This is a genomic window from Arthrobacter sp. StoSoilB5 (assembly GCF_019977235.1).
Taxonomy (GTDB): Bacteria; Actinomycetota; Actinomycetes; order Actinomycetales; family Micrococcaceae; genus Arthrobacter.
Window position 1 is genome coordinate 3,013,169 of the sequence record NZ_AP024646.1, and the last position, 23,981, is coordinate 3,037,149.

Annotated in this window: 20 protein-coding genes and 1 tRNA gene; 4 read left to right on the forward strand and 17 right to left on the reverse strand. The window is 61.7% G+C overall.

Translation table 11 applies throughout. The features are described 5' to 3' along the window. The 10 genes from LDN75_RS13555 to LDN75_RS13600 form a co-directional block, all read right to left on the reverse strand. Positions 1–729, reverse strand: a complete 729-nt coding sequence (locus tag LDN75_RS13555) for a hypothetical protein (protein ID WP_223932814.1) — start codon at positions 727–729, stop codon at positions 1–3. Next, the gene (locus LDN75_RS13560; RefSeq protein WP_223932815.1) at positions 729–2,789 is read right to left on the reverse strand and encodes a glycosyltransferase; all 2,061 of its coding nucleotides are present in this window, start codon (positions 2,787–2,789) and stop codon (positions 729–731) included. The genes LDN75_RS13555 and LDN75_RS13560 overlap by 1 nt, the downstream gene beginning before the upstream one ends. Further along, positions 2,786–4,051 (reverse strand): glycosyltransferase, encoded by a 1,266-nt coding sequence (locus LDN75_RS13565; protein ID WP_223932816.1) that lies wholly within the window; start codon positions 4,049–4,051, stop codon positions 2,786–2,788. Before LDN75_RS13565 ends, LDN75_RS13560 begins: the two co-directional genes overlap by 4 nt. Further along, complete coding sequence (locus LDN75_RS13570) at positions 4,048–5,511, reverse strand: oligosaccharide flippase family protein (RefSeq protein ID WP_223932817.1); 1,464 nt, start codon at positions 5,509–5,511, stop codon at positions 4,048–4,050. Before LDN75_RS13570 ends, LDN75_RS13565 begins: the two co-directional genes overlap by 4 nt. After that, on the reverse strand, positions 5,508–6,170 hold the full coding sequence (locus tag LDN75_RS13575) for an acetyltransferase (protein ID WP_223932818.1): 663 nt from the start codon (positions 6,168–6,170) through the stop codon (positions 5,508–5,510). The genes LDN75_RS13570 and LDN75_RS13575 overlap by 4 nt, the downstream gene beginning before the upstream one ends. After that, on the reverse strand, positions 6,167–7,333 hold the full coding sequence (locus LDN75_RS13580; protein ID WP_223932819.1) for a DegT/DnrJ/EryC1/StrS family aminotransferase: 1,167 nt from the start codon (positions 7,331–7,333) through the stop codon (positions 6,167–6,169). Before LDN75_RS13580 ends, LDN75_RS13575 begins: the two co-directional genes overlap by 4 nt. Then, positions 7,330–8,349, reverse strand: coding sequence for an NAD-dependent epimerase/dehydratase family protein (locus LDN75_RS13585; protein WP_223932820.1), 1,020 nt, complete (start codon positions 8,347–8,349; stop codon positions 7,330–7,332). The genes LDN75_RS13580 and LDN75_RS13585 overlap by 4 nt, the downstream gene beginning before the upstream one ends. Next, positions 8,346–9,455 carry a Gfo/Idh/MocA family oxidoreductase gene (locus LDN75_RS13590; RefSeq protein WP_223932821.1) on the reverse strand — a complete coding sequence of 370 codons (1,110 nt, stop codon included), beginning with the start codon at positions 9,453–9,455 and terminating at the stop codon, positions 8,346–8,348. The genes LDN75_RS13585 and LDN75_RS13590 overlap by 4 nt, the downstream gene beginning before the upstream one ends. A gap of 91 nt (positions 9,456–9,546) precedes the next feature. Then, on the reverse strand, positions 9,547–11,214 hold the full coding sequence (locus tag LDN75_RS13595; RefSeq protein WP_223932822.1) for a sugar transferase: 1,668 nt from the start codon (positions 11,212–11,214) through the stop codon (positions 9,547–9,549). Between the two features lie 284 nt (positions 11,215–11,498). Further along, positions 11,499–11,756 (reverse strand): hypothetical protein, encoded by a 258-nt coding sequence (locus LDN75_RS13600; RefSeq protein WP_223932823.1) that lies wholly within the window; start codon positions 11,754–11,756, stop codon positions 11,499–11,501. A gap of 39 nt (positions 11,757–11,795) precedes the next feature. Between LDN75_RS13600 and LDN75_RS13605 the strand changes: the two genes are divergently transcribed. Further along, positions 11,796–12,029 (forward strand): DUF5703 family protein, encoded by a 234-nt coding sequence (locus tag LDN75_RS13605; RefSeq protein WP_216925728.1) that lies wholly within the window; start codon positions 11,796–11,798, stop codon positions 12,027–12,029. Positions 12,030–12,088: 59 nt separating this feature from the next. Here the strand turns inward: LDN75_RS13605 and LDN75_RS13610 are convergent, their stop codons facing one another. Both LDN75_RS13610 and LDN75_RS13615 read right to left on the reverse strand, forming a co-directional pair. Next, entirely contained in the window at positions 12,089–13,249 is a 1,161-nt protein-coding gene (locus LDN75_RS13610) for an acyl-CoA dehydrogenase family protein (RefSeq protein WP_223932824.1), read from the reverse strand. A gap of 27 nt (positions 13,250–13,276) precedes the next feature. Then, the gene (locus tag LDN75_RS13615; protein ID WP_223932825.1) at positions 13,277–14,581 is read right to left on the reverse strand and encodes a M20/M25/M40 family metallo-hydrolase; all 1,305 of its coding nucleotides are present in this window, start codon (positions 14,579–14,581) and stop codon (positions 13,277–13,279) included. A gap of 268 nt (positions 14,582–14,849) precedes the next feature. On the opposite strand from LDN75_RS13615, the gene LDN75_RS13620 reads away from it, so the two are divergent. Next, positions 14,850–14,932, forward strand: a tRNA-Leu gene (locus LDN75_RS13620). Positions 14,933–14,995: 63 nt separating this feature from the next. Here the strand turns inward: LDN75_RS13620 and LDN75_RS13625 are convergent. The 4 genes from LDN75_RS13625 to LDN75_RS13640 all read right to left on the reverse strand — a co-directional run bounded on the left by LDN75_RS13625 (position 14,996) and on the right by LDN75_RS13640 (position 19,657). Further along, a complete protein-coding gene (locus LDN75_RS13625) occupies positions 14,996–15,937 on the reverse strand; it encodes a glycosyltransferase (RefSeq protein ID WP_223932826.1) in 942 nt (313 codons plus the stop codon). Between the two features lie 70 nt (positions 15,938–16,007). Next, on the reverse strand, positions 16,008–16,934 hold the full coding sequence (locus LDN75_RS13630) for a MaoC/PaaZ C-terminal domain-containing protein (RefSeq protein ID WP_223932827.1): 927 nt from the start codon (positions 16,932–16,934) through the stop codon (positions 16,008–16,010). After that, complete coding sequence (locus LDN75_RS13635; RefSeq protein ID WP_223932828.1) at positions 16,931–18,271, reverse strand: 3-oxoacyl-ACP reductase; 1,341 nt, start codon at positions 18,269–18,271, stop codon at positions 16,931–16,933. The genes LDN75_RS13630 and LDN75_RS13635 overlap by 4 nt, the downstream gene beginning before the upstream one ends. 9 nt (positions 18,272–18,280) lie before the next feature. Continuing rightward, on the reverse strand, positions 18,281–19,657 hold the full coding sequence (locus tag LDN75_RS13640) for an acetyl-CoA C-acetyltransferase (RefSeq protein ID WP_223932829.1): 1,377 nt from the start codon (positions 19,655–19,657) through the stop codon (positions 18,281–18,283). Here LDN75_RS13640 and LDN75_RS13645 point away from each other — a divergent pair. Then, positions 19,656–20,456 (forward strand): TetR/AcrR family transcriptional regulator, encoded by an 801-nt coding sequence (locus LDN75_RS13645; protein WP_223932830.1) that lies wholly within the window; start codon positions 19,656–19,658, stop codon positions 20,454–20,456. The two genes, LDN75_RS13640 and LDN75_RS13645, sit on opposite strands and share 2 nt — an antisense overlap. A 45-nt stretch (positions 20,457–20,501) precedes the next feature. Further along, positions 20,502–22,625, forward strand: coding sequence for an acyl-CoA dehydrogenase (locus LDN75_RS13650; RefSeq protein WP_223932831.1), 2,124 nt, complete (start codon positions 20,502–20,504; stop codon positions 22,623–22,625). A 121-nt stretch (positions 22,626–22,746) separates the two neighbouring features. Here the strand turns inward: LDN75_RS13650 and glgA are convergent, their stop codons facing one another. After that, positions 22,747–23,943, reverse strand: coding sequence for a glycogen synthase (gene glgA / locus LDN75_RS13655; protein WP_223932832.1), 1,197 nt, complete (start codon positions 23,941–23,943; stop codon positions 22,747–22,749). Positions 23,944–23,981: the final 38 nt, after the last annotated feature.

Genomic DNA, 23,981 nt, shown 5'->3' on the forward strand with positions numbered 1-23,981 from the left:
CTACGAGGGCCTTTGGGAGACTGGCAATGCGGCCGGAACTTCATCGTGGGCAGGTTCCAGTGCTGTCGCCGCGGCGGGCATTGGACGGGTGGTGTCCTCCGGAGTACGCGTCCTGGCCCTGTCGCGGCGGTGTTTCCGGGACTTCATCAGGCTGTCCAACAGAACGGTGAGTACCAAGGTCAGCCCTACTCCCCCGGCTGCTGCCACGAGGAGGATTTGGGTTCGTGCCTTGGATTCCGGCGTGGCCCGACTATCGACCAGAAGGGTCATGGTTGAAATGCGGGACTCCTGCGGAACATTCAGCGCACCCTGCATGTTTTCCAGCAACAGTGGGGCTTGGTCCATGACGGCCCGCATGGTGCCCAAGGATTCATCCGGGTTCGGTGACGTGGCTGTGATCAGGAGGATAGCCCCGCTGGTGCCTCGGTCGGTTTCGGCCGTATATGTTGCGTTTGCAAAGTCCTCCGCGATCTTGCCACGGATGTCCTCGGCCGAGAGCCGGCGCGTGAGGATATCCAGCGCCTCACCCATCCCGCCCAGGTTCAAGTAGGGATTACCGTCAGTTCCAACACTGTGCGTGGATGGCATGATCACGAGGCTTGCTTGCGCTTTGAATTTCTCGGGGGTGTTCTGTTGGACCTGGAAACACAGCACAAGCGTCATCATCAGGCCGAGGACAACGAAGTACCACCTTCGGCCCAGGCTCCTTAGAATCGTTCTAATTTGCATTATCCGATCTCCCGCCTATTCTGTCCCAGGAAAACCTTCACCCTGTCGATTCCATTTCTGCCGAGGAGCCTGATCGTGACCGCTTTGATGGCGCTGCGAAGGCCGTCGCGAAGGAGGCGTACTGGCCCCTCAACCAGGGCGTCGCGCACTAATTCCAGCGTGCGCACGGTAGCCACGTCGTCCAGCAACCCGGGGAACCTGTCTGCAAATGGATCAACAGCCACAAGTCGTCCGCGGATTCTGTTACTGACGTTTGACCCGTGCACAACCTGCAACCATGCTGGCGGCCCACCGATTTCCTCGGTGGCCATGATCCCGCCCAGCTGGTTATGCCAGGCAGACCAACATGTAACGGGAGCACTCCAGGTGCACCGCACCGAACAAAATGCATTCCTGTCATCGTGCCTCAAGTAGACCGAGGCACCTCCTTTGACCAATCCGGAGGAGAGATAAATGGCTGAAGGCAACTGGGAGCACTGGACGTCCTGTACCTGGGCCACAAAGTCAGCCGCCAGACCGTCGTCGTTGTCGACATTGGTAGTCAACAGATCTTGCGTACGCCGACCGGTGACGCGCTCGATGTCCGAGAGGAGCTCGGCGGCATCAACCTCGGCCCGGAAAATCGGGGTGAACAGGCCGTCCGCACTCATGTCCTGAATCCGGTCCAATAACCAATCAGGACTTTCGGGGTCGAAGTAGACAATCCAATGAAAGCTTTTGCGTGTCTGGGCACGAACTGAGGGAAGGCAATATCTCTCGAAGAGTTCAACGCGGTTGTGCAGCCATCCCTCTTTTGCCCGGACAAGGCTCTCAAACCCCTTGGACGGAAGGTTGAACCTGGTGAGGAGCGCGTGGTCTACCGTTGGCTGCACGTCATCCGGTCGGCCCTGTCCGGCAGGAGCTGCCTGTTCCGTTGGGTGCCCTACGCTGTTGTTGGGTGCCTGCTTTCCAGTGGCCAGGAGCGTACGGACTTTGGCGGCCCTCGAATCCCAGCTATGGGACCGGGCAGTGGCGTCAATATGTTCCCGAAGTTCCTGTGTTACGGGCTCACGGAGGGCGTTCAGGACGAGTTTTGAGAACTCGGCCGGTGACTTGGCTGAAGAAATGGCCGGAGAGCCGATCCACCGGGTCGATGGCAGGTCAGTGGCCACCACCCGAAGCCCTGCGGCAAGGTATTCGAGGGTCTTCAAGGGAAAGCTTGACCGGTTGAACTCCGTGTCTGCATAGGGAGTGATACCAACTGACACGGTTTGCAGGAGCCGGGCAACGTCGTCGTGACCCATCAACCCCCGCCAATCCACGTTTGGCCTGGACAACAGGGCGTCCAGCCTGGAGCGGACAACGGGATCGCCGTCAGCCCGGGGCCCAATAATGAGCAGTTGGACCTCTGCTGCCGCTACGGATTCCAGTGCATCAAGATCCAACCGATTGTTGAGTTGACCAACCAGTGCCACAACCGGACGGCGGCGCGAATCCGGTGCAAGGGTCGCAGGAGTGCAGCCGTTGGGCAAGACTTCAACACCCCTGCCGGAGAACTTCGAGATTTTGGCTGCCAGCTCCTCGGAGACCGCAGAAATGGCGTCGGCCGATCGGATGTTCGCTTCCAACACCCGGATCAAATGGGACGAAGTGAAGCCCATGAGGTTCGTCCCCGCCAGCCAATCATCGGTCAAATGCAGGAGCCGCGTCCCTTCAGGGTAGGACGGAAACAGCATGATCGGCGATGAGTTGACGATGCCGGCAATAGGCCCGACAGCCCGTTCCATGGCTGCATCTACACAGCGGCGCACAAGAACATCCGTAGAGCGACGCACAACTGGTTTGCTCACACCGGGCAGCGCCGGAATCCGCAGGCGGGTGATGTCCGTCGCGACATTTTCGGTGACACCACGAAGACTGTGGATCAGGTGGCTCCGAACATCCTGGAAGCTGGTCAGTGGAACCGGATGATCAACCCACAAAATATGGTGTGTCCTGGCCAGTGATTTGGCCAGCATCTTGTCAGTTCCCGAGAGACTGTCCCACCGGGTACCGGACATGTAGACGATTGTTTCCATCATCTGCTCCGCCCGCGCACGGCCAGGGAAGTCAGCGAGGCGACCGGCTTCGCATTGAAGTCATCAGCTGCATTGCGTCCGAAGTAGCGGTGGAGGCGCCGATGCCCCACGTACGCGGCATACCTGGCACCAGCTGCCGCTTCGGCCCACAACGTAGAGAGTGTTCCAGCGCTTTCCGCCAATGATCGCCGGTAGAACTGAACCTGCACCCGGGCGGCGTTGGTCAGCGAAAACCTATCCTCAACAAGTTGGCGTCCAAAGGAGCCCAACTGTGCCCGTTCGTGTCCGTTGTCCAAGAGGAATCCAAGGATGGAGGTTAAGTTCTCCATGCCCACCTCCGTGCCGTTGCCCACCCCGTACCACCCCTGCCATAGGAAGCGGTCCAGCGTTTCAGGGGTCAACAATTCCCAGAAGCCGCGCTCTCCTTGAACAACCAGTGGCTTCCCGAAGGAAAGACCACGCAAGGCCGAGCCGCCCATCCCCAGAACAACATCACCAGCCGCATACGCTGGCCGGGGATCGTCCAGCTCACCCGTTAACAGGACAACGGGCCGTCCTAGCCGGTCATTGACGACAGAAGCTTTGGCAACCGCTTCCCGCATCCCGGGCCCGTCGCCGACAATCACAAGGCGAACGTCTCTATTCCGGGCCAATCCTGCGACAGCATCCATCGCGGCCAAGATGCCCTCAAGCTTCAACTCCCGGGCAAGTCGTGAAACGCAAACGACTATTTGTGCATGGCGAGCCAGCCCGAACCGTTCCCGAAATTTGTCATGTCCTACCGCGGCCGACGGACTGTTTTGGACGACATCGATTGGGGGCTCCATAAGCCCCACCCTCTGGCGGCCAAATGCTGATTCGGCCTTAAGGATCTGTTCAGTTCCCACGAGAAGGGGCATCGTCGCAGGGATAAACGGGGCCACTGCCATGGACATGACAGTCGCCATGCTGGTGCTGCCGTATGCGAGTTTGGAAGCGATCAAGCACTCCAGTGCCGGTGGCCACTCGTAGCCGTGGAGAATGTCAATGGAGCGGTCACGGGCCAGCTTGCCCAAGGCGCCGCACACTGTCGGAGACGGGCGTTTGCGGGGAGTCGGTGCCGGAATGAATTCGAGGTCAAGCTCCCGAACCCTCCGCATAAGCGTCCCGGGCTGTCCGAAGATGACGACACTGTGGCCAAGGTCCCGGACAGCGGCTCCCAACTCAATGGCATTGGTCTGGCTGCCACCGATTCGAAGGTCATGCGGATAGACAAGGATCTTCACCGGACAGCCTCCTGTTCCAGACCCATCCGACGTAATTGATGGATGTCTCCCAGTCTGAGGAACACCGATGCCGTAAGTGCCAGCATCCCAACGAACAGGCACGCAGCAACTGCCATGACTGGCGACGGAATCGAAGAGGACAGGACGAAACAGACCACTCCGGCGGCGACCGATATGGTGGTGGAAACCCAGATGCTGGCTCCAAGGCTTCTCAAGGGAACGCCCGCTCGTGAGAGAGCTCCGAGATAGAGAGGCGAAGTGACAGCTGCCGCAATGACAAGGGGAACTGCTGCCAAACCAGCGAGGCCACCCACTTGTGCGCCCAAAACCAGCGCCGGCACCAAGGCCAGGAGTGACAAGACTTGGACCCTCAGAATAGAAACCGACTGCTTGATCACCACCAGGTAGTCGTAAATGAGTTCGTGAAAAACCCTGAAGACGGCAACAGGTGCCAGCCAAGCCAACGCAACAGCAGCGGGCGCCCATGCCTCGCCATACAGCAGCGTCACGACAGGAACAGCGCAAGCCGTCAGGACCGCGGAGACCGGTAGCATCGCCGAAGCCACCACCGCGACAATGGATAGCATCGCGGCACGCATCTCCGCGGGTGCACCCTGCAGTCTTGCAAAGGTCGCCGGAGCCACGCTGCGCAGAGGCTGGGACAGCAAGCTGGCCGGCCAACCGGCCATATTGGTGGCCATGACATAAAACCCCAACACCACTGGCCCGAGCATCTTTCCAGCAACCAGTTGGTCAATGTAACCCACACCGAAGACCACCATGCTCGCCCCCGCCAGGGGCAACCCAAAAGCCAGCAGCTGTTTCGCCAACTTCCTGGAGAACCCAAAGCGATACGGCAACGGCGAGTAAATAAGGAAAAGGACAGCCGAAATGAGGCTGGCCAGCACCCGCCCGATTGCCAGGCTCATGGCTCCCAGGCCCATGATGACCAGAACCAGGGACACACCCGCTCCGAGCCAAACGTTGACCTGGTCAATGACCATGCGTTGGCCCTGCCGAAAGTTCCGTTGCAGAAGGGCCGCAGGCGTAGCCACCAGTCCATTGAGCACGATACAGAAGGCGAGCGCCCTGACCACGTCGGTGGCGGCTCCGTTTCCCATGGCTGCCGTGAAATAGGGGGCCATCACGTAGGAACCTGCGAAGAGGACTATGCTGCATGCCGTTGAGATCGTAGTCACGGTCGCTGCGATTTCCTTGGGTTCCCCCGGCCACCGAACGATTGCCAGGCTGACCCCAAGTTCGTTGAAACTCAATACGGCCATGAGTGCTACGAAGGCCACAGCGTATGTTCCGAACTGTTCGGGCCCGAGTAACCGCGCGAGTGCGATGCCGATTGCGATCGTTCCCAGGCGTGTCACGACTGCGTTCAGGACGCTGATGACGAACGCCCGTGTTGGAGTGGGCGTTCGCGGGCTTGCAGCACGGCTGCGGAGGGTCACAGGGCGTCCTCCAGTTCGGGGGAGAATCCGCGGCGTATTACCCGTGCGGGCACCCCGGCCCAGGTCTCCTCGTCAGGGACATCGGTAAGCACTGCCGCTCCCATGCCAATGGTTGCCCCGGCGCCGACAGTGCGGCGCTCGCGGACGCTGGCGTTCATGCCGATGTAGGCTGCCCTGCCGATGTGGACGTTGCCGCCGAGGGATACGCCGGCGGCCAGGGTGGCGAAGTCGCTGACGACGTCGTCGTGTGTGAGCGTGACTCCTGGCATGGCTACCACGTGGCTTCCGACAGTGACGGAGGCTGTCATGGTGACGTTCGCCAGGAGGATGCTCCCCAGTCCGATCCTGCATCCTTCGGGTGGGTGTACGGACGAGTCGATCGCCGTCGCGTAGCGGTCCTCAGCCAGGCCCAAGGTGCGCAGTCTCATGACGACGCTTTCCCGTCCACGGCCCGAGCCGATGCAGACCAGCAGCATGGCGTGCGGGAATGTCAGGGCATCACGGATGGGGCCCAGGACGTGGGCGCCGTCCACGACGCGGCCCACTTTGTCTTCGTCGTCGTCCAGGATTCCGATGACGTCGTACTGTCCGGTGTTGCGGACCATGGCCAGGACTTCGCGGGCGAGTCCGCTGGCGGCGATGAGGAGGAGCTCGGTCATCTTCCCTGTCCTGCCGCGCGAAGTATTGAATCAATGACCCGGATCTGGTCGCCCAAGGAGAGCTGGTGGTAGAGGGGCAGGATGAGCGTGTGGTCCGTCAGCCACTCAGTTGCTTCCAGTGAAACCGCGTCCGTGTTCGTCCCGGCGTAGGCGGGTTGCCGGTGTGCGGCCATGATGCCGCGTCGTGCCGAAATTCCGTCCTCTGCCAGGCGGGTCATCAGTGCGTCCCTTCCCATGGGGAACGCCGGGCCTACTTCCAGCCAGCAAGACTGGAAGTTTCCGGTTCCGTATCCGGGGTCGTCCACTAACCGGAGGCCTTCGATGCCCGCGAAGGCATGCGCGTAGTTGGCGGCGAGTTCGCGCCTGCGTTGTACTGCTTGGTGTAGGCGGCCTAGTTGGACGAGCCCGACGGCGGCCTGAAGGTCAGTCATGCGGTAGTTGAACCCTATTTCGAGGTACTCCTCGGCGGGGGCAAGGATGCTGGCGTGACGTTCCGCGGCTGAGAGGCTCATTGCGTGTTCGCGGAGTCGGCGGGACCGGTCGGCGAAATCCTGCCGCGGTGTGGAGAGCATCCCGCCCTCCCCTGTGGTCAGGATTTTGCGGGGGTGGAAGGACCAGGCGGCCAGTTCGGCACCGGCTCCCACTGGACGGCCGCGGTAGCGTGAACCGATGCCGCAGGCTGCGTCCTCGATGACGATGATGCCAAGGGGATCGCAGAGGGCCCGAAGAGGATCGAGATCAACGGGCACTCCGCCTTGGTCCACGGCAATGACAGCCCGCGTGGCAGGCGTCAAGGCGGCGGCAACGGTTTCAGCGGTGACACAACCTGTTAGGACGTCGACGTCGGCGAAGACCGCCCGGGCGCCTACGTATGTTGGTGCGTTGGCCGTGGCAATGAAGGAGAAGGACGGGACGACGACGTCGTCTCCTGGTCCTACCCCGGCTACGGCGAGCGCCAGGTGCAGGGCAGAAGTGCAACTGGAGACCGCTACGGCGAAGCCAGCCTGTTGCTCCAGGGCGAAGGCTTCCTCGAACTGCCTGACCTTGGGGCCTTGGGCCACCCAGCCGGATGCGATGACTTCGGCCACGGCTTGGGCTTCTTCTTCTCCGAGCCAGGGTTTCATGACGTCGATACGTGCCAGCGAGGTCTCGGAGGTGGTCATCGGGCACCTACTGAGGGTGCTTCAGGCCGGGCCAGCTGCCGGGAGGCTGCGATTTCTTCACGGAGTGGACGCCACCAGGTGACGAGCGAGCGCAGTCCATCTTCGAGTTCTATCGCTGCTTCAAAGCCGAGGTCCCGCTTGGCGGCGGTGACGTCTGCGAGTCGGCGGGCGACGCCGTTGACTGCCCGTTCGGGTCCGTGTTCAAGGTGCAGTGGGGACTGCATGACCCGAAGTAGGGTTTGTGCCAGTTCGGCGAGGCTGGTTTCCGTGCCGCTGGCTACGTTGTATGCGCCTTCGCGGACGTCGCTGGTGGCGGCCAGAATGTTGGCCCTGGCGACGTCCGCGGTGTGGATGAAGTCCATGGTCTGGTGGCCGCTGCCGAATATCAGCGGCGGCAGGCCATCGACTATCCGTTCCATCCAACGGACCAGTACTTCTGTATAAAGTCCGTGCACGTCCATGCGGGGCCCGTACACATTGAAGTACCTCAGCATTACGTAGTCCAGGCCGGACATTGCCCGGAAGCTCCGCGCCATGCCTTCGTTGAATGATTTGGCGGCGCCATAAAAGGTGTCGTTGTTGTGATGGTGGTGGCGTTCTTTGGTGGGGAAGTCTTCGGCCATTCCGTAGACGGAAGCGCTCGACGCCGCGATGACTTTGTCGACGTTGTGTTCCACGGCGGCTTCGTACACGTTGAAGGTTCCATCCACCAGTACCTCGAGGGCCAATCGTGGTTCCTCAGCGCATTGGGTGATGCGGATTGCAGCCTGATGGAAAACCAGGTCTTTGCCCCGCGTGAGGTCGTGGACCAGGTCCCGGTCCCGCAGGTCACCTTCCACCAGTTGCACAAGTTCGGTGGCCAAGGCGTCGCTGAGGTTGGCCCGGCGTCCCCTGACCAGGTTGTCCAGCACGTCCACGTGCGCCGCACCGGCGTCGAGCAGTTGGTCTACCAGGGTGGATCCGATGGTTCCGGCGCCTCCGGTGACCAGGACGTTGGCGCCGAGCAGCTTCTTCACTGTGCGACCTGGAGAGCGACCTCGTTGCCGGCAACAATGGTTGACTGGCCGTCTTTTCCAAGGCTTTGGGTGACGGCCTCCAGTACTGAGAGGACCCTGAGCCCGGATTCGCCACTGGTGCGCGGTATCGTGTGGTTCCGGATGGATCCGGCCAGCTCGGCGACCACCTGGCCCAACGGTTCGCGTTCCTGCAACGCTGGTGACCAGGTGTCGCCCAGGCGATAGGAGATGGCTGAGTTCTTTTTGTCCGCCGCAGACCGGGGCTGCTGTTCCAGGCTGACTCCGCGATCGTAGACGCTGAGGCGTTGTTGCGGGTTCAGGTCGTCCCAGACGAGCGTCCTCTTTGAGCCGCCAATGATCATCTGGCGGATTTTGGTGGGACTGAGCCAGTTCACGTGGATATGGACCATGGCGTCGTTTGGCAGGCCGAAGGTCAAGTGGCCTACACAGTCGCGGCCCGTTCCCAGCGGATCTGCGCCGTGGGCGGCGATCTCGGTGGGGTGCAGGCCTCCCGGAAGGACGAAATCCAGGATCGAGAGATCGTGGGGTGCAAGGTCCCAGAACACGTTGACGTCCGGTTGGACGAGTCCGAGGTTGATACGCACGGAGTCGACATAAAGGATGTCGCCCAATGCCCCACTGGATACGAGCTCCTGGATCTTCAAAACTGCGGGCGTAAAACAATAGGTATGGTCTGCCATGAGGACCAGGCCGCGCGCCTTGGCTTCCTCCACCATTTCCAGGCCCTTGGCACGGCTATCCGCCAGTGGTTTCTCGACGAGCACGTGCATGCCGGCCCGCAAGGCTGTCATCACTACTCCGTGATGCGTGTGCGCCGGGGTGGCTACGGCGACTGCGTCCAGGTTGTACGTGTCCAGGAGTTCGTCCAAGGACTCAACGACGGCGACGCCGCCTACTGTTTCGGCCAGCCGGAGGCCGCGTTCGACGTCGAGATCGCAAATCGCCACGAGTTCCCAGTCCGGGCTTGCTTTGAGGTTCCTGGCGAGGTTCGGCCCCCAATATCCTGCTCCGACCACGGCGATCCGTAACTTCGGGGTCATCCCGTGGCCGTTAAGGTGGCCTGATGGAATAGTTCCTATGCTCATTTTCCACTCGGATTCTGTGTTGGATAACTCGGTTCTTTCCCTGTAAAGCTTCTTTTTATTGCTCTCGTGTCAGTAAGTTCCGGCAGGTCGTTCAATAGGCTCCGGAGGGCTGGATCATGGCCCGGAAGGTCCGCCACATAATCATCAGATCGCCGGCTATGGACCAGTTTTCGACGTAATAGAGGTCCAGCCGGACGGCTTCATCCCATGGGAGGTCTGATCGTCCATTGATCTGCCACAAGCCGGTGATTCCGGGTTTGATGAGAAGCCTGCGGTGGGTGTGCCGTTCGTAGCCACTGACTTCGCGCAGGAGTGGCGGGCGGGGGCCTACCAGGCTCATGTTTCCGGCCAGCACATTCCAGAACTGCGGTAGCTCGTCCAGGGAGTACTTGCGCATCCAACGGCCGCACTTGGTGACGCGGGGATCCTCACGGATCTTGAAGAGGACGCCGGCTCCCTGGTCCTTCCCGCTGAGTTCTTCCAGCCGCGCTTCGGCGTCAACCACCATGGAACGGAACTTCAGCATCTGGAAGGTGGTGCCTCGCCTACCGATCCGTTCCTGCCTGAAAAGCACGGGACCCGGGCTGTCCAACCTGACTATCAGCGCCAGAACCGCCAGAAGCGGCGCCAGGCAGAGCAAAGCAGCAGCGGAGACCACGATGTCCATCAGGCGCTTGAGCGTGTGTTTGCCGCCCGAGTAGTGCGGAATATCCACGTGCATCAAGGGCAATCCCTCCACGGGACGCCAGTGGATGCGCGGGCCGGCCACGTTGGTCAACGTTGCTGCCAGGACAAGTTCGGCGGAATCTTCCTCCAAGCGCCAGCCCAACTCCTGGATGAATTGGTTGCCCCCGGGGACAGGACCGGCAACGATCACCGCGTTGGCGCCCGTCTGGCGCACGGTGTGGGCAATGCCGTAAATCGATGACAGGACGGGGACGCGATCGTTATCCACCACCAGGACGGCGCCACGCCGTGCCCCTGGAAGGCATGCCCCCAGGATGTTGTAGGCGGCACCGGACTTCCGGTTGATTTGCTTGATGACGTATCTGACGTCCTGGGGCTCTCCCACCACAATGGCACGGGAGAGGCAACGGCCGCGTGATTTTTCACGGGTCAGCCAGCGCCGGAACATCCACCGGCTACCTGTCAGGGCCACCAAGCCCACCGGCAGCGACACCAGGACGAATGAGCTTGCGGACTCGAGCCGGAAAACAACCGCCACGATTCCCAGGAAGCCGAAAACACGCAGGCTCGCGGACAGGACGCGTTTGTATTCTTCGGGGCCCACCCCCAGCACCTTCGGATCCCGTGTCCGGTAGACCTCCAGCGCGCCCAACCAGGCAACGCCGAGTATAAAACCGAGCATGAGGTGCCGCTCATGGCCCGTGCCGCCCACCGCAACGGAAAGGCCATCCGTGTTCAAGAGGAAACCGGCCGTCACGGCCGCAGCTACAAGAGCGGTATCTGCCAAGCGAAGGCTGTTGGTAAGCAACCGCGTCCAGCCGTACCGGCGGGCCAGGGCGGAGCGGCGGTGGGTGACTGGCGGCTTGAGGTTCAGGGTGACATCTGCCCTCAACGCCGCCAGTCCCGCCTTTTCAGCCCGTTGTGCAGCAACGGACTTGTCAATCCAGGGAGACACCGGCGGATTGACATCGGCGACGGCAGGTTTGGCTGTGAACGCCGCGCCCAAGGAAAAGGGGTGCGCACCTTGTGGTGCGCCCTCCTTGCCCGAACGCAAGACTGGAACCTTTACCATGTCAGCCTTCTTCGCAGACCTGCCATTGCCTACAACCCAGTGAAGCGGCGGCGGTCAGGAGGCGCACCAGTAGTCGGTACTCAAGTTTGCGCAGCTTTACCTATGGCTCCTACGTGCCAGTACCTAGCTGGCTGATGCAGGACTACGTGCTTTAATCCGCACGACACCACGGAAAACCGCGGAAATCCGGGCCAAGCACAACACAAACAACCTGAAAAACGACACAAAAAACCGGCCACCACCGGTGGCCGGTTCCGTCCGGTCAGTTGCCGTTCTAACAGCTCTTAGTCCTCCAGGCTTTCGAGGTCTTCGTCGAGGACCTCGTCGTCGTCCTCTTCCTCGTCATCAAACACCTGCAGCGGAGTAACCTCTGAATATGCCTCGTACAGGGCGTCTTCGTAAACTTCGAAGGCATCCGCGACGGCGAAGAACGCCGCCTCGACATTGGGGTCACCCTCACCTCGACGGGCTGAAGCGGCGGCCAAATGCTCTTCCAGGGCAGCAGTCAGTGATTGAAGCGCGACACGCGGATCGATGCTCATGACTTCACGTTAGCCCGAAAAGGACGAAAATGGAGAGGGATGAAGGAACAATTTCGAGGCAGCTCCGAAGAGCGCCAACGTGACTATGCACGTCAGTACGAGTACCTCGTACTGACGGTCGGACCTGACGATTCACTGCCCGAAGCCCGGCGTCGGCTCGCGGAGCATTCGGAGTACGGGAAATGGGAGTTGGAACGTAGCCGGCTATACCTCGGCGGCGGCAGGCGCTTTTGGTTGCGCCGCAAAGTCTATTCCGTGCAGCGCACGGTCTAGCTGAAGTCACAAGCAGCGCGGGCCGGCCCTCTGTTTCCTTGGTTTTGCAGAGGGTTTCCTTAGTTTTCCAAAGGCCCCAGCCAAGCGTTTGCCACTGTGTTATGCGCTGACTCGTCATTGGACGGATGGAAAATTCCGGCGAGAACGTCGCGGTAGAGGCGCTCCATTTCCGAGCCCCGGAAGTAGCTGGATCCTCCCGTGATCCTGATCGCCAGATCCACCACGTACCGGGCGTTTTCCGTGGCCCGCGACTTGAGCCCAACAAGCTTGGGGAACCACTGGGGTCCATGGTCCACCAGGTTATCGATATCGCGCGCAACTGCCGACAACTGGGGATAGATACCGTCCATGGCCAGCGCCGCGTCGGCAACTTTCCAGCGGATGTCCGGATCCTGCGCGAAACTCCGACCGCCGTGCTTCGCCGAGGTCCGACGCTTCACATTCTCAACGCCCAGTGTGAAGGCACGTTGCGCCAGTCCCGTGTAGACGGCGGCAAGCAGCGTCTCGAAACAAGCGAAAATGGCGAAGATCAGCAAGTCCTGGTTGGGGCCCACAGGCAATTTTCGGAAGATCCGTTCCGGAGGAATGACCGCGCCATGCAGCAAGGTGGTGTTCGACGCACTTGCCCGCATGCCCAGCGTGTCCCAGTCACTGAGCGTCTCATGGCCGGGTTCGTCACGGCGGAGAAAGCCGAATACGAGTTCGCCCTCGCCATCCCTGGCGTCCGCATCCTTGCCGAACGTCCCTAGACGGGTCCAGCCACGGGAGAGGCTCGTGAAGATCTTCCGGCCAGTAAAGCGATAGCCGCCATCCGGCAGCGGCTCAGCAACCGTGGTGGAATCGAACAGCATCGAATCATTGCCGGCCTCCGAAATGCCGAACGCAAAAACCTCGCCTCGGCCTGCTTCCTTAAGCACGAAGTCCAGCGAGTCATCACCCCGCGTGGCCATGACCTGCGCGACGCCGGTCCAGACCAAGTGCATGTTGACAGCCAACGCTGTGGCCGGGGCCGCCGTCGCGAGCCGTTGCTGAAGCGCAGCCACCGCTTCGAGCCCAAGGCCCATGCCGCCGTCGCCCTCCGGCACGAAAAGCTTCAGATAGCCGGCGTTCACCAGCTCCTCGAGGTCCTCGTGGAAGAACAGGTTGTTTTGGTCGTAGCCGGCAGCGCGTCCACGTAGCCGCTCAAGAAGGGCCTCTGGCAGGATTTCCTCTGGAGTCATGGCTGGGCCTCCTGATGTTGGGAAGGTCTAGTAGTTGCTCAGCAGCCTGTCCAGGACGCGCGCCCCGAATTTCAGGGACTCCTCCGGCACTCTCTCGTCCACTCCATGGAACATGCCGGTGAAGTCCAGCTCGTCCGGCAGCATCAGCGGAGCGAAGCCGTAACCTGTGATGCCGATCTTGCTCAAGGACTTGTTATCGGTGCCTCCGGAAAGGGTGTAAGGAAGCACCTTGGCGCCCGGGTCCTCGGAGTGCAAGGCATCGATCATGGAGTCCACCAGGTTGCCGGCAAAGGGCACTTCAAGGGACACATCCTTGTTAACGTAGCTGATCTCCACGCCGTCTCCAGCGAGCTCCTTGATGGTTTCGAACACCAGTTCCTGCTGGCCGGGCAGCGTGCGGCAGTCCACGAATGCCTCGGCCGATTCCGGGATGACATTGTGCTTGTAGCCGGAGCGGAGCAGGGTGGGGTTGGAGGTATTTTGCAGCGTTGCGCCCACGAACCGGGCAACCGTGCCGAGTTCTTTGAGGATGATGTCCGGGTTGTCGGCATCAAACTCGACGCCCGTTAGCTCAGTCACGCCGTCCAGGAACTGCCTGGTGGTGGGGGTCAGCTCTACAGGCCACTTGTATTCTCCGATCCTGGTGACAGCCGCCGCAAGCCGGGTGACCGCGTTGTCCGTATTGATCTGCGAGCCGTGGCCAGCCCGTCCATGGGCCACCAGCCGCAACCAGGAAAGGCCCTTTTCGGCAGTTTGAAGCAAGTAGGTCCGCTGACCGCCGATGGTCGCGGAGAATCCGCCGACTTCGGAGATAGCCTCGGTGGCTCCGTCGAACAATTCGCGCCGGTGCTCCACGGCATAGCGGGCACCATAAGTGCCGCCGGCTTCCTCGTCGGCGAAGAAGGCGAAAATGATATCCCGCTTGGGCTTGCGGCCAGTCCTGGCGAAGTTCCGCATGACTGAAAGGATCATGGCATCCATGTCCTTCATGTCCACAGCTCCACGGCCCCAGATCAGGCCGTCTTTCAGTTCGCCGCTGAACGGATCAACGCTCCACTGATCCTTCAGGGCCGGTACAACGTCCAGGTGTCCGTGGACAACCAGGGCGTCAGCTGACGGGTCCTCCCCTGCCATGCGCGTTACGACGTTGGCGCGTCCCGGTGCTGACTCGAAAATCTCGGCATCGAGACCCACTTCGCTGATGAGGCCGGCCGTGTACTCCGCAGCGGCCCGTTCGCCCGGTCCGGTGTCATCGCCGAAGTTGGAGGAGTCGATACGGATGAGCTCCTGGCAGATCCGGACAACTTCGTCTTCGGGGCGGATGACAGACATGGAAATTCTCCTTGCGTGGCTGGGCTGCAGGTGCGGGCGACGCGCACTGCGGATCCCGCAGCTCTACCGTCCCGTGTTCCTCCAGCCTACTCACCGAAAGCCTCGTCGGTTGAGCAATTCCGGGCGCCGCCACGCCTCGAAAGTCTGCAGGCCAGCCTTGACCCGCATCGATTTTTTAGTTCCTTCAAACCGTGTTAGAGTTTTTCTCGCTGCTTCGGAGGAAAGTGAAGCACCGGAAGGTGCAGAATGGCTTCTCCGAACACCACCTGCGCGGGTGGCGGAATGGCAGACGCGCTAGCTTGAGGTGCTAGTCCTCGAAAGGGGGTGGGGGTTCAAGTCCCCCTCCGCGCACAAAGAAGGCCCCGGGAAACCGGGGTTTTTTTGTGCCCTCAACCACGCGGGGCCTGGTTCCGCTCATCGTCTGAGGGATATGCCGCGCCCCTGAAGATTCCGCTCACCGGGAGCACGTCCAGCCGCAAGGATATGGTCGGCCGCGTCCAGGGTCACTCGGGGAAGCTTGGCAAGCCGCCTCCACAGGAGGTAGGTCCGGATATCCACTCCCTTGCGTTCGGACCGTGACGCGAGGACGTCTCTGCAGGATGTGTAGCACAGCCGAAGAGATTCCCGGAGGCCACCAAACTGCCCGGACCTCACCAGCAGAAGGCCCAGGTGACCAACGAGCACGGGCACCACAAGCAAAGCGGGCGTGTGATACCACTTGAAACGAAGTTCGCTACGCCACCGCAGTTGGCGCCTTCGCAAAGGTTGGCGGTCAGCATTCGGGCAGTGCTCAACCGGATCTGCGGTGCCGTGCCTGACTACGAGGCCAGAGGCCAAAAGACGAATCGCTATATCGGATTCCTCGCAGTAGAACCTATACGATTCACGCAAACCGCCACAGGCAAGTACTGCATCCCGGCGCAGAGCGTGTGCGGCGCCGATAAAGCTCCTGGCCAGCTCAACAGTATCGCCGCCCCGATGGCCCTGCATTAGGGCACCATTCTCGGTAAAGGGAACGGCAACCGCTGCAATGGCAGCTGACGAAAAGTCCGCCAGCGTTTGCCGGGCCGTGGAGACGGACCGAAAGTATGCGTCATCGTCCAAAATGAGGACGAAGGGAGTGGATGCTGCCTTGATGCAAATGTTCCGGGCAGCGATCAGGCCGACGTTTTCCTGGCCGGAAATGAGCTGAACGCCGGGAAACTGCTCTCGAACCACCTCTGGCGTCCCGTCCGAGGATGCGTCGTCGTAGACAATGATGGGGATTGCGGGTTCCTGGGCAAGAGCACTCGAAAGCAACCTCTTGAGATCATCGACGCGGTTGTAGGTCGAGACGCACAAACTGATCTGGTTCATGTGGCGAGTCTCTCCTCCTCCGGCAATACGTCTCAAGAGAATATCCGGCTCGCAAGGATTTATGGAGGGCTTAAGACAACGGCGCGACGCTGCCCCTGAAGTGACGCCGGCCGCTGCGTGGGTTCCACGCCACGTAATCCGAGCGCTGCCACGCCCCGGTGTCCGCCTGGATCGTGGAGATGTCCAGCGCCACCCGTGCGGGCAGGAAAACTGGCGCCTCAAACCTCACCTCCCACGTGAAGGCATCGGGCTTGACCGACCCGACGTCTGCCAGCGCACGGGAGGCAAGATACATCCCGTGGGCAATGGACCCCCGCAGGCCCAGGGCTTTGGCGGATAAGACACTCAAATGGATGGGATTGAAATCGCCGGAGACAGCGGCGTAGTTGCGTCCAATGTCCAGGTCCAGTTGCCATACGGCCGTGGGATCCGGCGGGGAAAAATCACTGTTATCTCCCGTGCTGCTTGGGTTTCCCGGCTTGTCGATGCCAGGCAGGAAGACCCCTTTTGCGAGGTAGGTGGACACGCCCCGCCACAGCAACTCGCTTGAGGAGCTGGAGCGGACTTCCGCTATGACGTCCACTTGCGTCCCAGCCCGGTGGCCGGAGAGGTTTTCTGACCATGACCGGATGTCCAAGGCTTCCGTGAATTGTATGGGGACCCGCTGTTCCACATGGTTCCTGAGGTGGATCATGCCGAGCAGCGGCAACGGAAAGTCATCCCGGTTCATCACACTCATGGAGACCGGAAAGGCCAGGGCATGGACGAATCCTGCTGGCAGGATGTCACTGGCCGTCTCCCCCAGAAGGTGCTGGTAGGCAGTCAGGTTTGCGACGTCCGCCTGGACATCCCTGACCTCGTGGCTGACCGTTGGCAACGTCGCCTGTCCCGTCGATGAACCAAGGACCCGGCGACGGGCGGCGGTTGCCGCGGCGTTGACGTAGAGCTTGGACAGGGACGGCAGCTCTCCAAGGATGACCGGCTGCGGTTGGCTCATGCTCCCACCAATTGCTGTCCGCACACGCGAAGTACTCCCCCCGAGATTCCTCCGGCGGCGTCGCTCGCCAGGAAGGCGATTGCTTCCGCGACGTCTTGTGGCTGGCCACCCTGCCTCAGTGAATTGAGCCTGCGGGCGGCTTCCCGGATGGCGAACGGCATCCGCGCCGTCATCTCTGTTTCAATGAAGCCCGGTGCTACTGCGTTGATCGTGCCCCCGAAGGACTCCATGAGCGGGGCTGTGGAGCGCACCATTCCGATCACGCCGCCTTTGGACGCGGCATAGTTGGTTTGGCCCCTGTTGCCGGCAATGCCACTAGTGGACGCCACCGAAACGATGCGCGGCGCCTCCTTGAAGTGCTCCGAGGCCAGAAGTGCCTCATTGATCCTCAATTGGGCGGCGATGTTAACCGCGATGACCGACTGCCAGCGGCCCTCATCCATGTTGGCCAAGAGGCGGTCGCGGGTGATGCCGGCATTGTGGATGACGACGTCGAGCCTGCCGTGGCGTTCCACTGCGTGGTCGATAATCCGGTGACCGGCGTCGTCCCGCGTGATGTCGAGCTGGAGGGCCGTCCCGTGGACCTCGTTGGCCACGTCCGCGAGATGGTCGCCTGCGGCGGGAATATCCACCAACACCACCTTCGCTCCATCACGGTGCAGCGTCCGGGCGATCGCGGCGCCGATACCCCGCGCTGCACCAGTGACCACGGCGACTTTGCCTGCAAGCGGTTTGTCGTCCTCGACGGGCAGGCTGCCGGAGGATGAACTGATCGTCAGGAACTGGCCATCCACATAGGCGGAGCGCCCGGAAAGGAAGAAGCGCAGGGCTCCCAGCGCTGAAGGGCTGGTGGTGGCCAAATCCTCATCAAGAAGAATGCCGTTCGCAGTCGCTCCGGCACGTAATTCCTTGGCCAATGAACGCAGGAGGCCATCGATGCCCTGCCGGGCGGCGGCCGAAGCGGGCGTGGGCGCGGACCGGGCCGTCCTTGAGACAGTAATGATGCGTCCGTTGGGCGCGAGATCCCGCAAGGAAGCACCAATTGTCATCACGGGTTTGGCCAGGTCCGCTGGGTGCTGCACGGCATCCAGGACAAGAACGATGGCGCCGAGCTTTTCCTTGGGCAAGGCGTGGCGACGGACGTCCAAGCCCCAACCTAGAAGCGTGGTGGCGAGGTCATCTGCGCCCACGCTATCGCCGTTGACCAGCACGGGCCCAGTAATGAGCGGTGCGCCTGGTTGGTGGCGGCGCAACTCAACCGGTTGCGGCAGGCCGAGCCTTTTTGCGACGCCCTTGCCCAGTCCCTGGCTGACGATCCTGGTGTACTTGTCTGTCATCACGCTCCCCTAGGCTGCTTCCAGAATGGCAACAACGCCCTGCCCGCCAGCGGCGCACACCGAAACCAGGCCCCGTGCCGGCCTGCCGTCCACAAGTCCCTTCTCGTGGAGCATCTTTGCCAGCGATGCCACAATCCTGCCACCGGTTGCTGCGAATGGGTGGCCGGCCGCCAGTGAAGACCCGTTGATGTTCAGCTTTGCACGGTCCACCTTTCCCAAAGCGCCGTCCAGCCCCAACCGCGTCCGCCCGAAGTCCTCGTCTTCCCAGGCGGCCATGGTGCTGAGGACGGTCCCGGCGAAGGCCTCGTGTATTTCGAAGAAGTCGAAATCTTCCAGTGTCAGCCCGTGGCGGGCAAGGAGGCGCGGCACGGCGAAGACCGGCGCCATCAGTAGTCCGTCCTTGCCGTGGACGAAGTCGACGGCGGCCGCCTCACCGTCCAGGACGGTGGCGAGCTTGGGCAGGCCCCGGCTGTCCGCCCACTCTTCGGTGGCAAGCAGGACTGTTGAGGCTCCATCGGTCAATGGTGTCGAATTGCCGGCCGTCATTGTGGCCTCGGACCCCAGGTTCTTGCCGAAGACAGGCTTCAGGGTGGAGAGCTTCTCCAAGGTGGTGTCCGCGCGAAGATTGGAGTCCCGATTAAGGCCGCGGTACGGAGTGATGAGGTCGTCGAAGAAGCCACGATCGTAAGCGGCGGCGAGGTTGCGGTGGCTGTTGAAGGCGAGTTCGTCCTGCGCCTCCCGGCTGATCTTCCACTGTGCCGTGGTGAGGGCTTGGTGTTCGCCCATGGACAGCCCGGTGCGCGGCTCACCCGTGTTGGGAGCATCGGGGGCCAGGTCCTTGGGGCGCATGCGTGCCAGGATCTTTAGCTTCTGTACCGGTGTCTTGGCGCGGTTGAGGTCCAGGAGGATCTCCCGGAGTCCTTCGCTGACGGCGATCGGGGCATCGGACGCCGAGTCAACACCCCCGGCGATGGCGGAATCGATCTGTCCCAGCTTGATTTTGTTTGCAAGCCCCAGGACGGTTTCCAGCCCGGTGGCGCATGCCTGCTGGAGGTCGTATGCCGGTGTCTCTGCCGATAATGCCGAACCCAATACAGCTTCACGGGTGAGGTTGAAGTCGCGTGAATGCTTCAGGACGGCACCTGCCGCTACTTCGCCTATCCGTTCGTCCTGCAGTCCGAACCGGGCAATGAGCCCGTCCAATGCCGCGGTGAGCATGTCCTGGTTGGACGACTTCACGTAAGCGCCGCCCGTGCGGGCGAAGGGGATCCTGTTGCCGCCCGCAATGACTGCAGAACGCGTTCCCTGACGGCGTTTGCCCTGTTCCCCCGTTGCGAAGCCGCTTGTGTCTGTGTTCGTGCCTGCGGGTGTTTCTGCTGCGGCCATGCCTGACTCCTTCGATCAATGCCAGTTACTGATACCCAGCGTACCTGATACGCTGGGTATCGTGAACAGTCGCAGTACAGATTTCCCGCAAGCTTCTGCCTCCTCCGGGGCCAATGCTGTTGATGTTTCAGAGGACTCCGGCGGTGCCGTTCCGGACGCTGGAATCGATGGGCGCGCCGCCAGATGGCAAAGCCATCGCGAGTCACGTCGTCGCGAGCTCATCAAGGCAGCACGCCGGGCCGTGCACGCCCTGGGCAGCGAGGCTTCCATGGAAGACATCGCTGGAGCCGCCGGCACCTCAAAGTCTGTGTACTACCGCTATTTCGGTGATAAGGCAGGCCTTCAACAGGCCATGGGAGAAGTAGTCCTGGGGCAAATGCAACGCCGCATGAAGGAAGCGGCCCAGTTGGCGCAGACGCCCCGGGAAGGGCTCTGCGCCATGGTGTCGGCGTACCTGCAAATGGCAGAATCCAGCCCCAACGTTTACGCGTTCATTACCCGGCTGACACCCGGGGAAGCTTCGTCACAGGATGCCATTGCGGCGTCAGGGGCACTGGGTAACTTCTTCGAGCAAATCACGGACATGATCGCGACACCCATGCGGCAGTACCTCGGAACCGAGAACGAAGCGTTGATCGAGTACTGGCCCACAGCAGCCATCGGGCTCGTTCGGAATGCCGGCGAAATGTGGCTGGGAAGCCCCGCTTCCGACACCAAACCGGACCAGGCATCCATGGCCGGGCACATCACGGACTGGCTATGCCTGGGCATCGCTCCGGAGCTCAAACCAACCACCTGACATGAAAAAGACCCATCAGTTGTAGGAACCAAAGAAGGAATCAGCATGACTGAAGTAGTGGACCGGGCGTCGTCAGCCCATCAACCATCCGGCCGCGAGGAAGCGGCAGTGCACACTGGTGGATCCGCCGGCCAGGTTGGGGACCCGGTGGTCGACGTCGCAGGGCTCGGCGAGCAGCTCCTGGGCAAGTGGGCCCACATCCGGCGCCAGGCCCGCGAAATAGCGGGTCATCCCGATGTCCAGAAAATTGAAGGGCTCCATCACACCGAACACCGGGCCCGCGTGTTCGAACAGTTGAAGTTCCTGGTGGATAACAATGCCGTGCACCGGGCGTTTCCCACCCGCATGGGCGGCTCAGATGACCACGGCGGCAACATCGCCGGATTCGAAGAACTCGTCACGGCAGACCCGTCGCTGCAGATCAAGGCCGGCGTTCAATGGGGCCTCTTTGGCTCCGCTGTCATGCACCTTGGTACCCGGGAGCACCACGACCAATGGCTCCCCGGAATCATGAGCCTGGCCATCCCGGGTTGTTTCGCGATGACCGAGACCGGCCACGGCTCCGACGTCGCAAGCATCGCCACCACGGCCACCTATGACGAGGCGCGCCAGGAATTCGTCATCAATACCCCGTTCCGGGCAGCCTGGAAGGACTATATCGGCAACGCGGCAAACGATGGCCTTGCCGCCGTCGTCTTTGCACAGCTGGTCACCAGGAACGTCAACCACGGCGTCCACGCCTTCTATGTAGAGCTGCGGGATCCCGTCACCAAAGAGTTCCTGCCAGGGATTGGCGGGGAGGACGACGGAATCAAGGGCGGCCTCAACGGCATTGACAACGGAAGGCTGCATTTCACTGATGTGCGTATTCCCCGCACCAACCTCCTGAACCGCTATGGCGACGTAGCCGTCGATGGTACGTATTCATCAACGATCGAAAGCCCCGGCCGCCGCTTCTTCACCATGCTCGGAACCTTGGTCCAAGGCCGGGTCTCCCTGGACGGTGCCGCCGTGGCAGCCAGCAAGGTGGCGCTCAAAACAGCCATCCAGTACGCCACCGAGCGCCGTCAGTTCAATGCATCTTCCCCCACCGATGAAGAAGTCCTGCTGGACTATCAGCGTCACCAGCGGCGCCTGTTCACCCGGCTCGCCACCACCTACGCTGCCAGTTTTGCCCACGAGCAGCTTCTGCAGAAGTTCGACGACGTCTTCTCCGGTGCCCACGACACTGACGCCGACCGCCAGGACCTGGAAACATTGGCAGCGGCTCTGAAGCCGCTCAGCACGTGGCACGCCCTGGACACCCTGCAGGAATGCCGTGAAGCCTGCGGTGGCGCGGGATTCCTGATCGAGAACCGCTTTGCCTCGCTGCGTGCGGACCTTGACGTTTATGTGACGTTTGAAGGCGATAACACCGTCCTGCTGCAGTTGGTGGCCAAACGTCTCCTGGCTGACTATGCCAAGGAATTCCGCAGTGCCGACTTCGGCGTGCTCGCACGTTACGTAGTGGACCAGGCCGCTGGCGTCGCTTTGCACCGGACGGGACTTCGCCAAGTTGCCCAGTTCGTAGCGGACACGGGTTCGGTGCAGAAAGCAGCGCTGGCTTTGCGCGACGAGGAAGGCCAGAGGACCCTGCTGACTGACCGCGTGCAGTCCATGGTGGCGGAAGTCGGGGCTGCGCTGAAAGGCGCCAATAAGCTGCCCCAGCACCAGGCCGCGGCCCTCTTCAACCAGCACCAGCACGAACTCATAGAAGCCGCGCAGGCACACGCCGAGCTGCTCCAGTGGGAAGCCTTCACGGAGGCGTTGGCCGAGGTTTCCGACGACGGGACCAAGCGGGTCCTCACATGGCTGCGTGATCTGTTCGGTCTTTCGCTTATCGAGAAGCACCTGGCGTGGTACCTCATGAACGGCCGGCTCTCGATGCAGCGTGGCCGGACCGTGGGCACCTACATCAACCGGCTGCTGGTCAAGATCCGTCCGCACGCGCTTGACCTTGTGGAGGCCTTTGGCTACGGCCCCGAGCACCTGCGCGCCGCAATCGCGACCGGCGCTGAAGCACGGCGACAGGATGAGGCCGCCATCCACTTCCGTAAACAGCGCGCCAGCGGCTCCGCGCCGGCCGACGAGAAGTCGTTACTGGCCTTGAAAGCGTCAAAGTCCCGCTAGCAGGACGTGATTTCCGAACGGTGAACTTTTTCGGAAGTTTCGCCAAAGCGCGACGGCGCCGTCCCCCAGGCAGGGGGCGGCGCCGTCGTGGTTTTGCCTGCTTTTCAGGACGGTTTGTTGCTCAGATAAGCACTGACCGGTACACCTCGAGCGTCGTTTCGGTGATGGATTCCCACGAGAAATGTTCCTCGGCACGGCGCCGGCCCGCAATGCCCATCTTGCGGGCGCGCTCTGGATCGGCGACTACCTCGTTCAGGGCTGCAGCGAAATCGGCCACGAATTTTTCAGGATCAAGCGGTGTTCCCGTACCGTCTGTGACCTGCTCCAAGGGAACCAGGAGGCCGGTCTCGCCATGCTGGACGACTTCTGGAATGCCGCCGGTAGCACTTGCCACGACGGCGGCGCCGCAAGCCATAGCTTCAAGATTAACGATGCCCAGCGGTTCGTAGATGGAGGGGCAGGCGAATGCGGTGGCGTGGCTGAGGACCTGGATGAGTTCCCGGCGCGGGAGCATCCGCTCAATCAGGATGACACCCCCACGCTTGCTCTGGAGTTCCTCAATCAGGCGTGCCGTTTCAGCCGCCAATTCGGGAGTATCGGCCGCGCCCAGGCAGAGGACAAGCTGCACGTCGGCGGGAAGGCTGGAAGCGGCGCGCAGCAGGTAGGGCACGCCTTTTTGACGCGTGTTCCGGCCAACGAAAACCACGCTCGGCTTGGCAGGATCGATTCCCAACGCGCGAATGGCGTCGTCCTCTTCGTCCCGTTCCCACAACGAAACGTCGATTCCGTTGTGGACGACACGGACCTTGGCCGGGTCCACCTCGGGGTAGCTGCGCAGGATGTCCTGCCGCATTCCATCCGATACGGCGATGATCGCGGCAGCCGCTTCGTAGGCCGTCTTCTCAACCCACGATGACAACGCGTAGCCGCCACCAAGCTGTTCGGCCTTCCAAGGGCGCAGCGGCTCAAGGCTGTGGGCGCTGAGCACATGCGGAATGCCGTGCAACAGCGAAGCCAGGTGTCCTGCCATATTGGCGTACCAGGTGTGCGAGTGGACAAGGTCCGCTCCCGCAATGTCCGGAACGATCCGAAGATCAACGCCCAGGGTCTGGATGGCGGCGTTGGCATCACCGAGGTCTTCGGGCGTGGCGTAGGAGGCGACGGTGGCGCCATGGTAGTCGGCATCACGTGGGGCGCCAAACGCCCGAACATGAAGATCCACGTGCTTCGCCAGCACCCGGCTGAGCTCGGCAACGTGGACACCGGCACCGCCATAAATTTCCGGAGGGAATTCTTTAGTCACAATGTCTATTCGCACGTTACCCAACGTAGTCGTTCCGGCTTATGTGTTCTAGT

Excerpts from the sequence above, each read along its gene's own strand:
- LDN75_RS13555 (WP_223932814.1), bottom strand. The coding sequence starts at position 729 with ATGCAAATTAGAACGATTCTAAGGAGCCTGGGCCGAAGGTGGTACTTC.
- LDN75_RS13560 (WP_223932815.1), bottom strand. The coding sequence starts at position 2,789 with ATGATGGAAACAATCGTCTACATGTCCGGTACCCGGTGGGACAGTCTC.
- LDN75_RS13575 (WP_223932818.1), bottom strand. The coding sequence starts at position 6,170 with ATGACCGAGCTCCTCCTCATCGCCGCCAGCGGACTCGCCCGCGAAGTC.
- LDN75_RS13580 (WP_223932819.1), bottom strand. The coding sequence starts at position 7,333 with ATGACCACCTCCGAGACCTCGCTGGCACGTATCGACGTCATGAAACCC.
- LDN75_RS13590 (WP_223932821.1), bottom strand. The coding sequence starts at position 9,455 with ATGAGCATAGGAACTATTCCATCAGGCCACCTTAACGGCCACGGGATG.
- LDN75_RS13595 (WP_223932822.1), bottom strand. The coding sequence starts at position 11,214 with ATGGTAAAGGTTCCAGTCTTGCGTTCGGGCAAGGAGGGCGCACCACAA.
- LDN75_RS13600 (WP_223932823.1), bottom strand. The coding sequence starts at position 11,756 with ATGAGCATCGATCCGCGTGTCGCGCTTCAATCACTGACTGCTGCCCTG.
- LDN75_RS13605 (WP_216925728.1), top strand. The coding sequence starts at position 11,796 with ATGAAGGAACAATTTCGAGGCAGCTCCGAAGAGCGCCAACGTGACTAT.
- LDN75_RS13610 (WP_223932824.1), bottom strand. The coding sequence starts at position 13,249 with ATGACTCCAGAGGAAATCCTGCCAGAGGCCCTTCTTGAGCGGCTACGT.
- LDN75_RS13615 (WP_223932825.1), bottom strand. The coding sequence starts at position 14,581 with ATGTCTGTCATCCGCCCCGAAGACGAAGTTGTCCGGATCTGCCAGGAG.
- LDN75_RS13625 (WP_223932826.1), bottom strand. The coding sequence starts at position 15,937 with ATGAACCAGATCAGTTTGTGCGTCTCGACCTACAACCGCGTCGATGAT.
- LDN75_RS13630 (WP_223932827.1), bottom strand. The coding sequence starts at position 16,934 with ATGAGCCAACCGCAGCCGGTCATCCTTGGAGAGCTGCCGTCCCTGTCC.
- LDN75_RS13635 (WP_223932828.1), bottom strand. The coding sequence starts at position 18,271 with ATGACAGACAAGTACACCAGGATCGTCAGCCAGGGACTGGGCAAGGGC.
- LDN75_RS13645 (WP_223932830.1), top strand. The coding sequence starts at position 19,656 with ATGCCTGACTCCTTCGATCAATGCCAGTTACTGATACCCAGCGTACCT.
- LDN75_RS13640 (WP_223932829.1), bottom strand. The coding sequence starts at position 19,657 with ATGGCCGCAGCAGAAACACCCGCAGGCACGAACACAGACACAAGCGGC.
- LDN75_RS13650 (WP_223932831.1), top strand. The coding sequence starts at position 20,502 with ATGACTGAAGTAGTGGACCGGGCGTCGTCAGCCCATCAACCATCCGGC.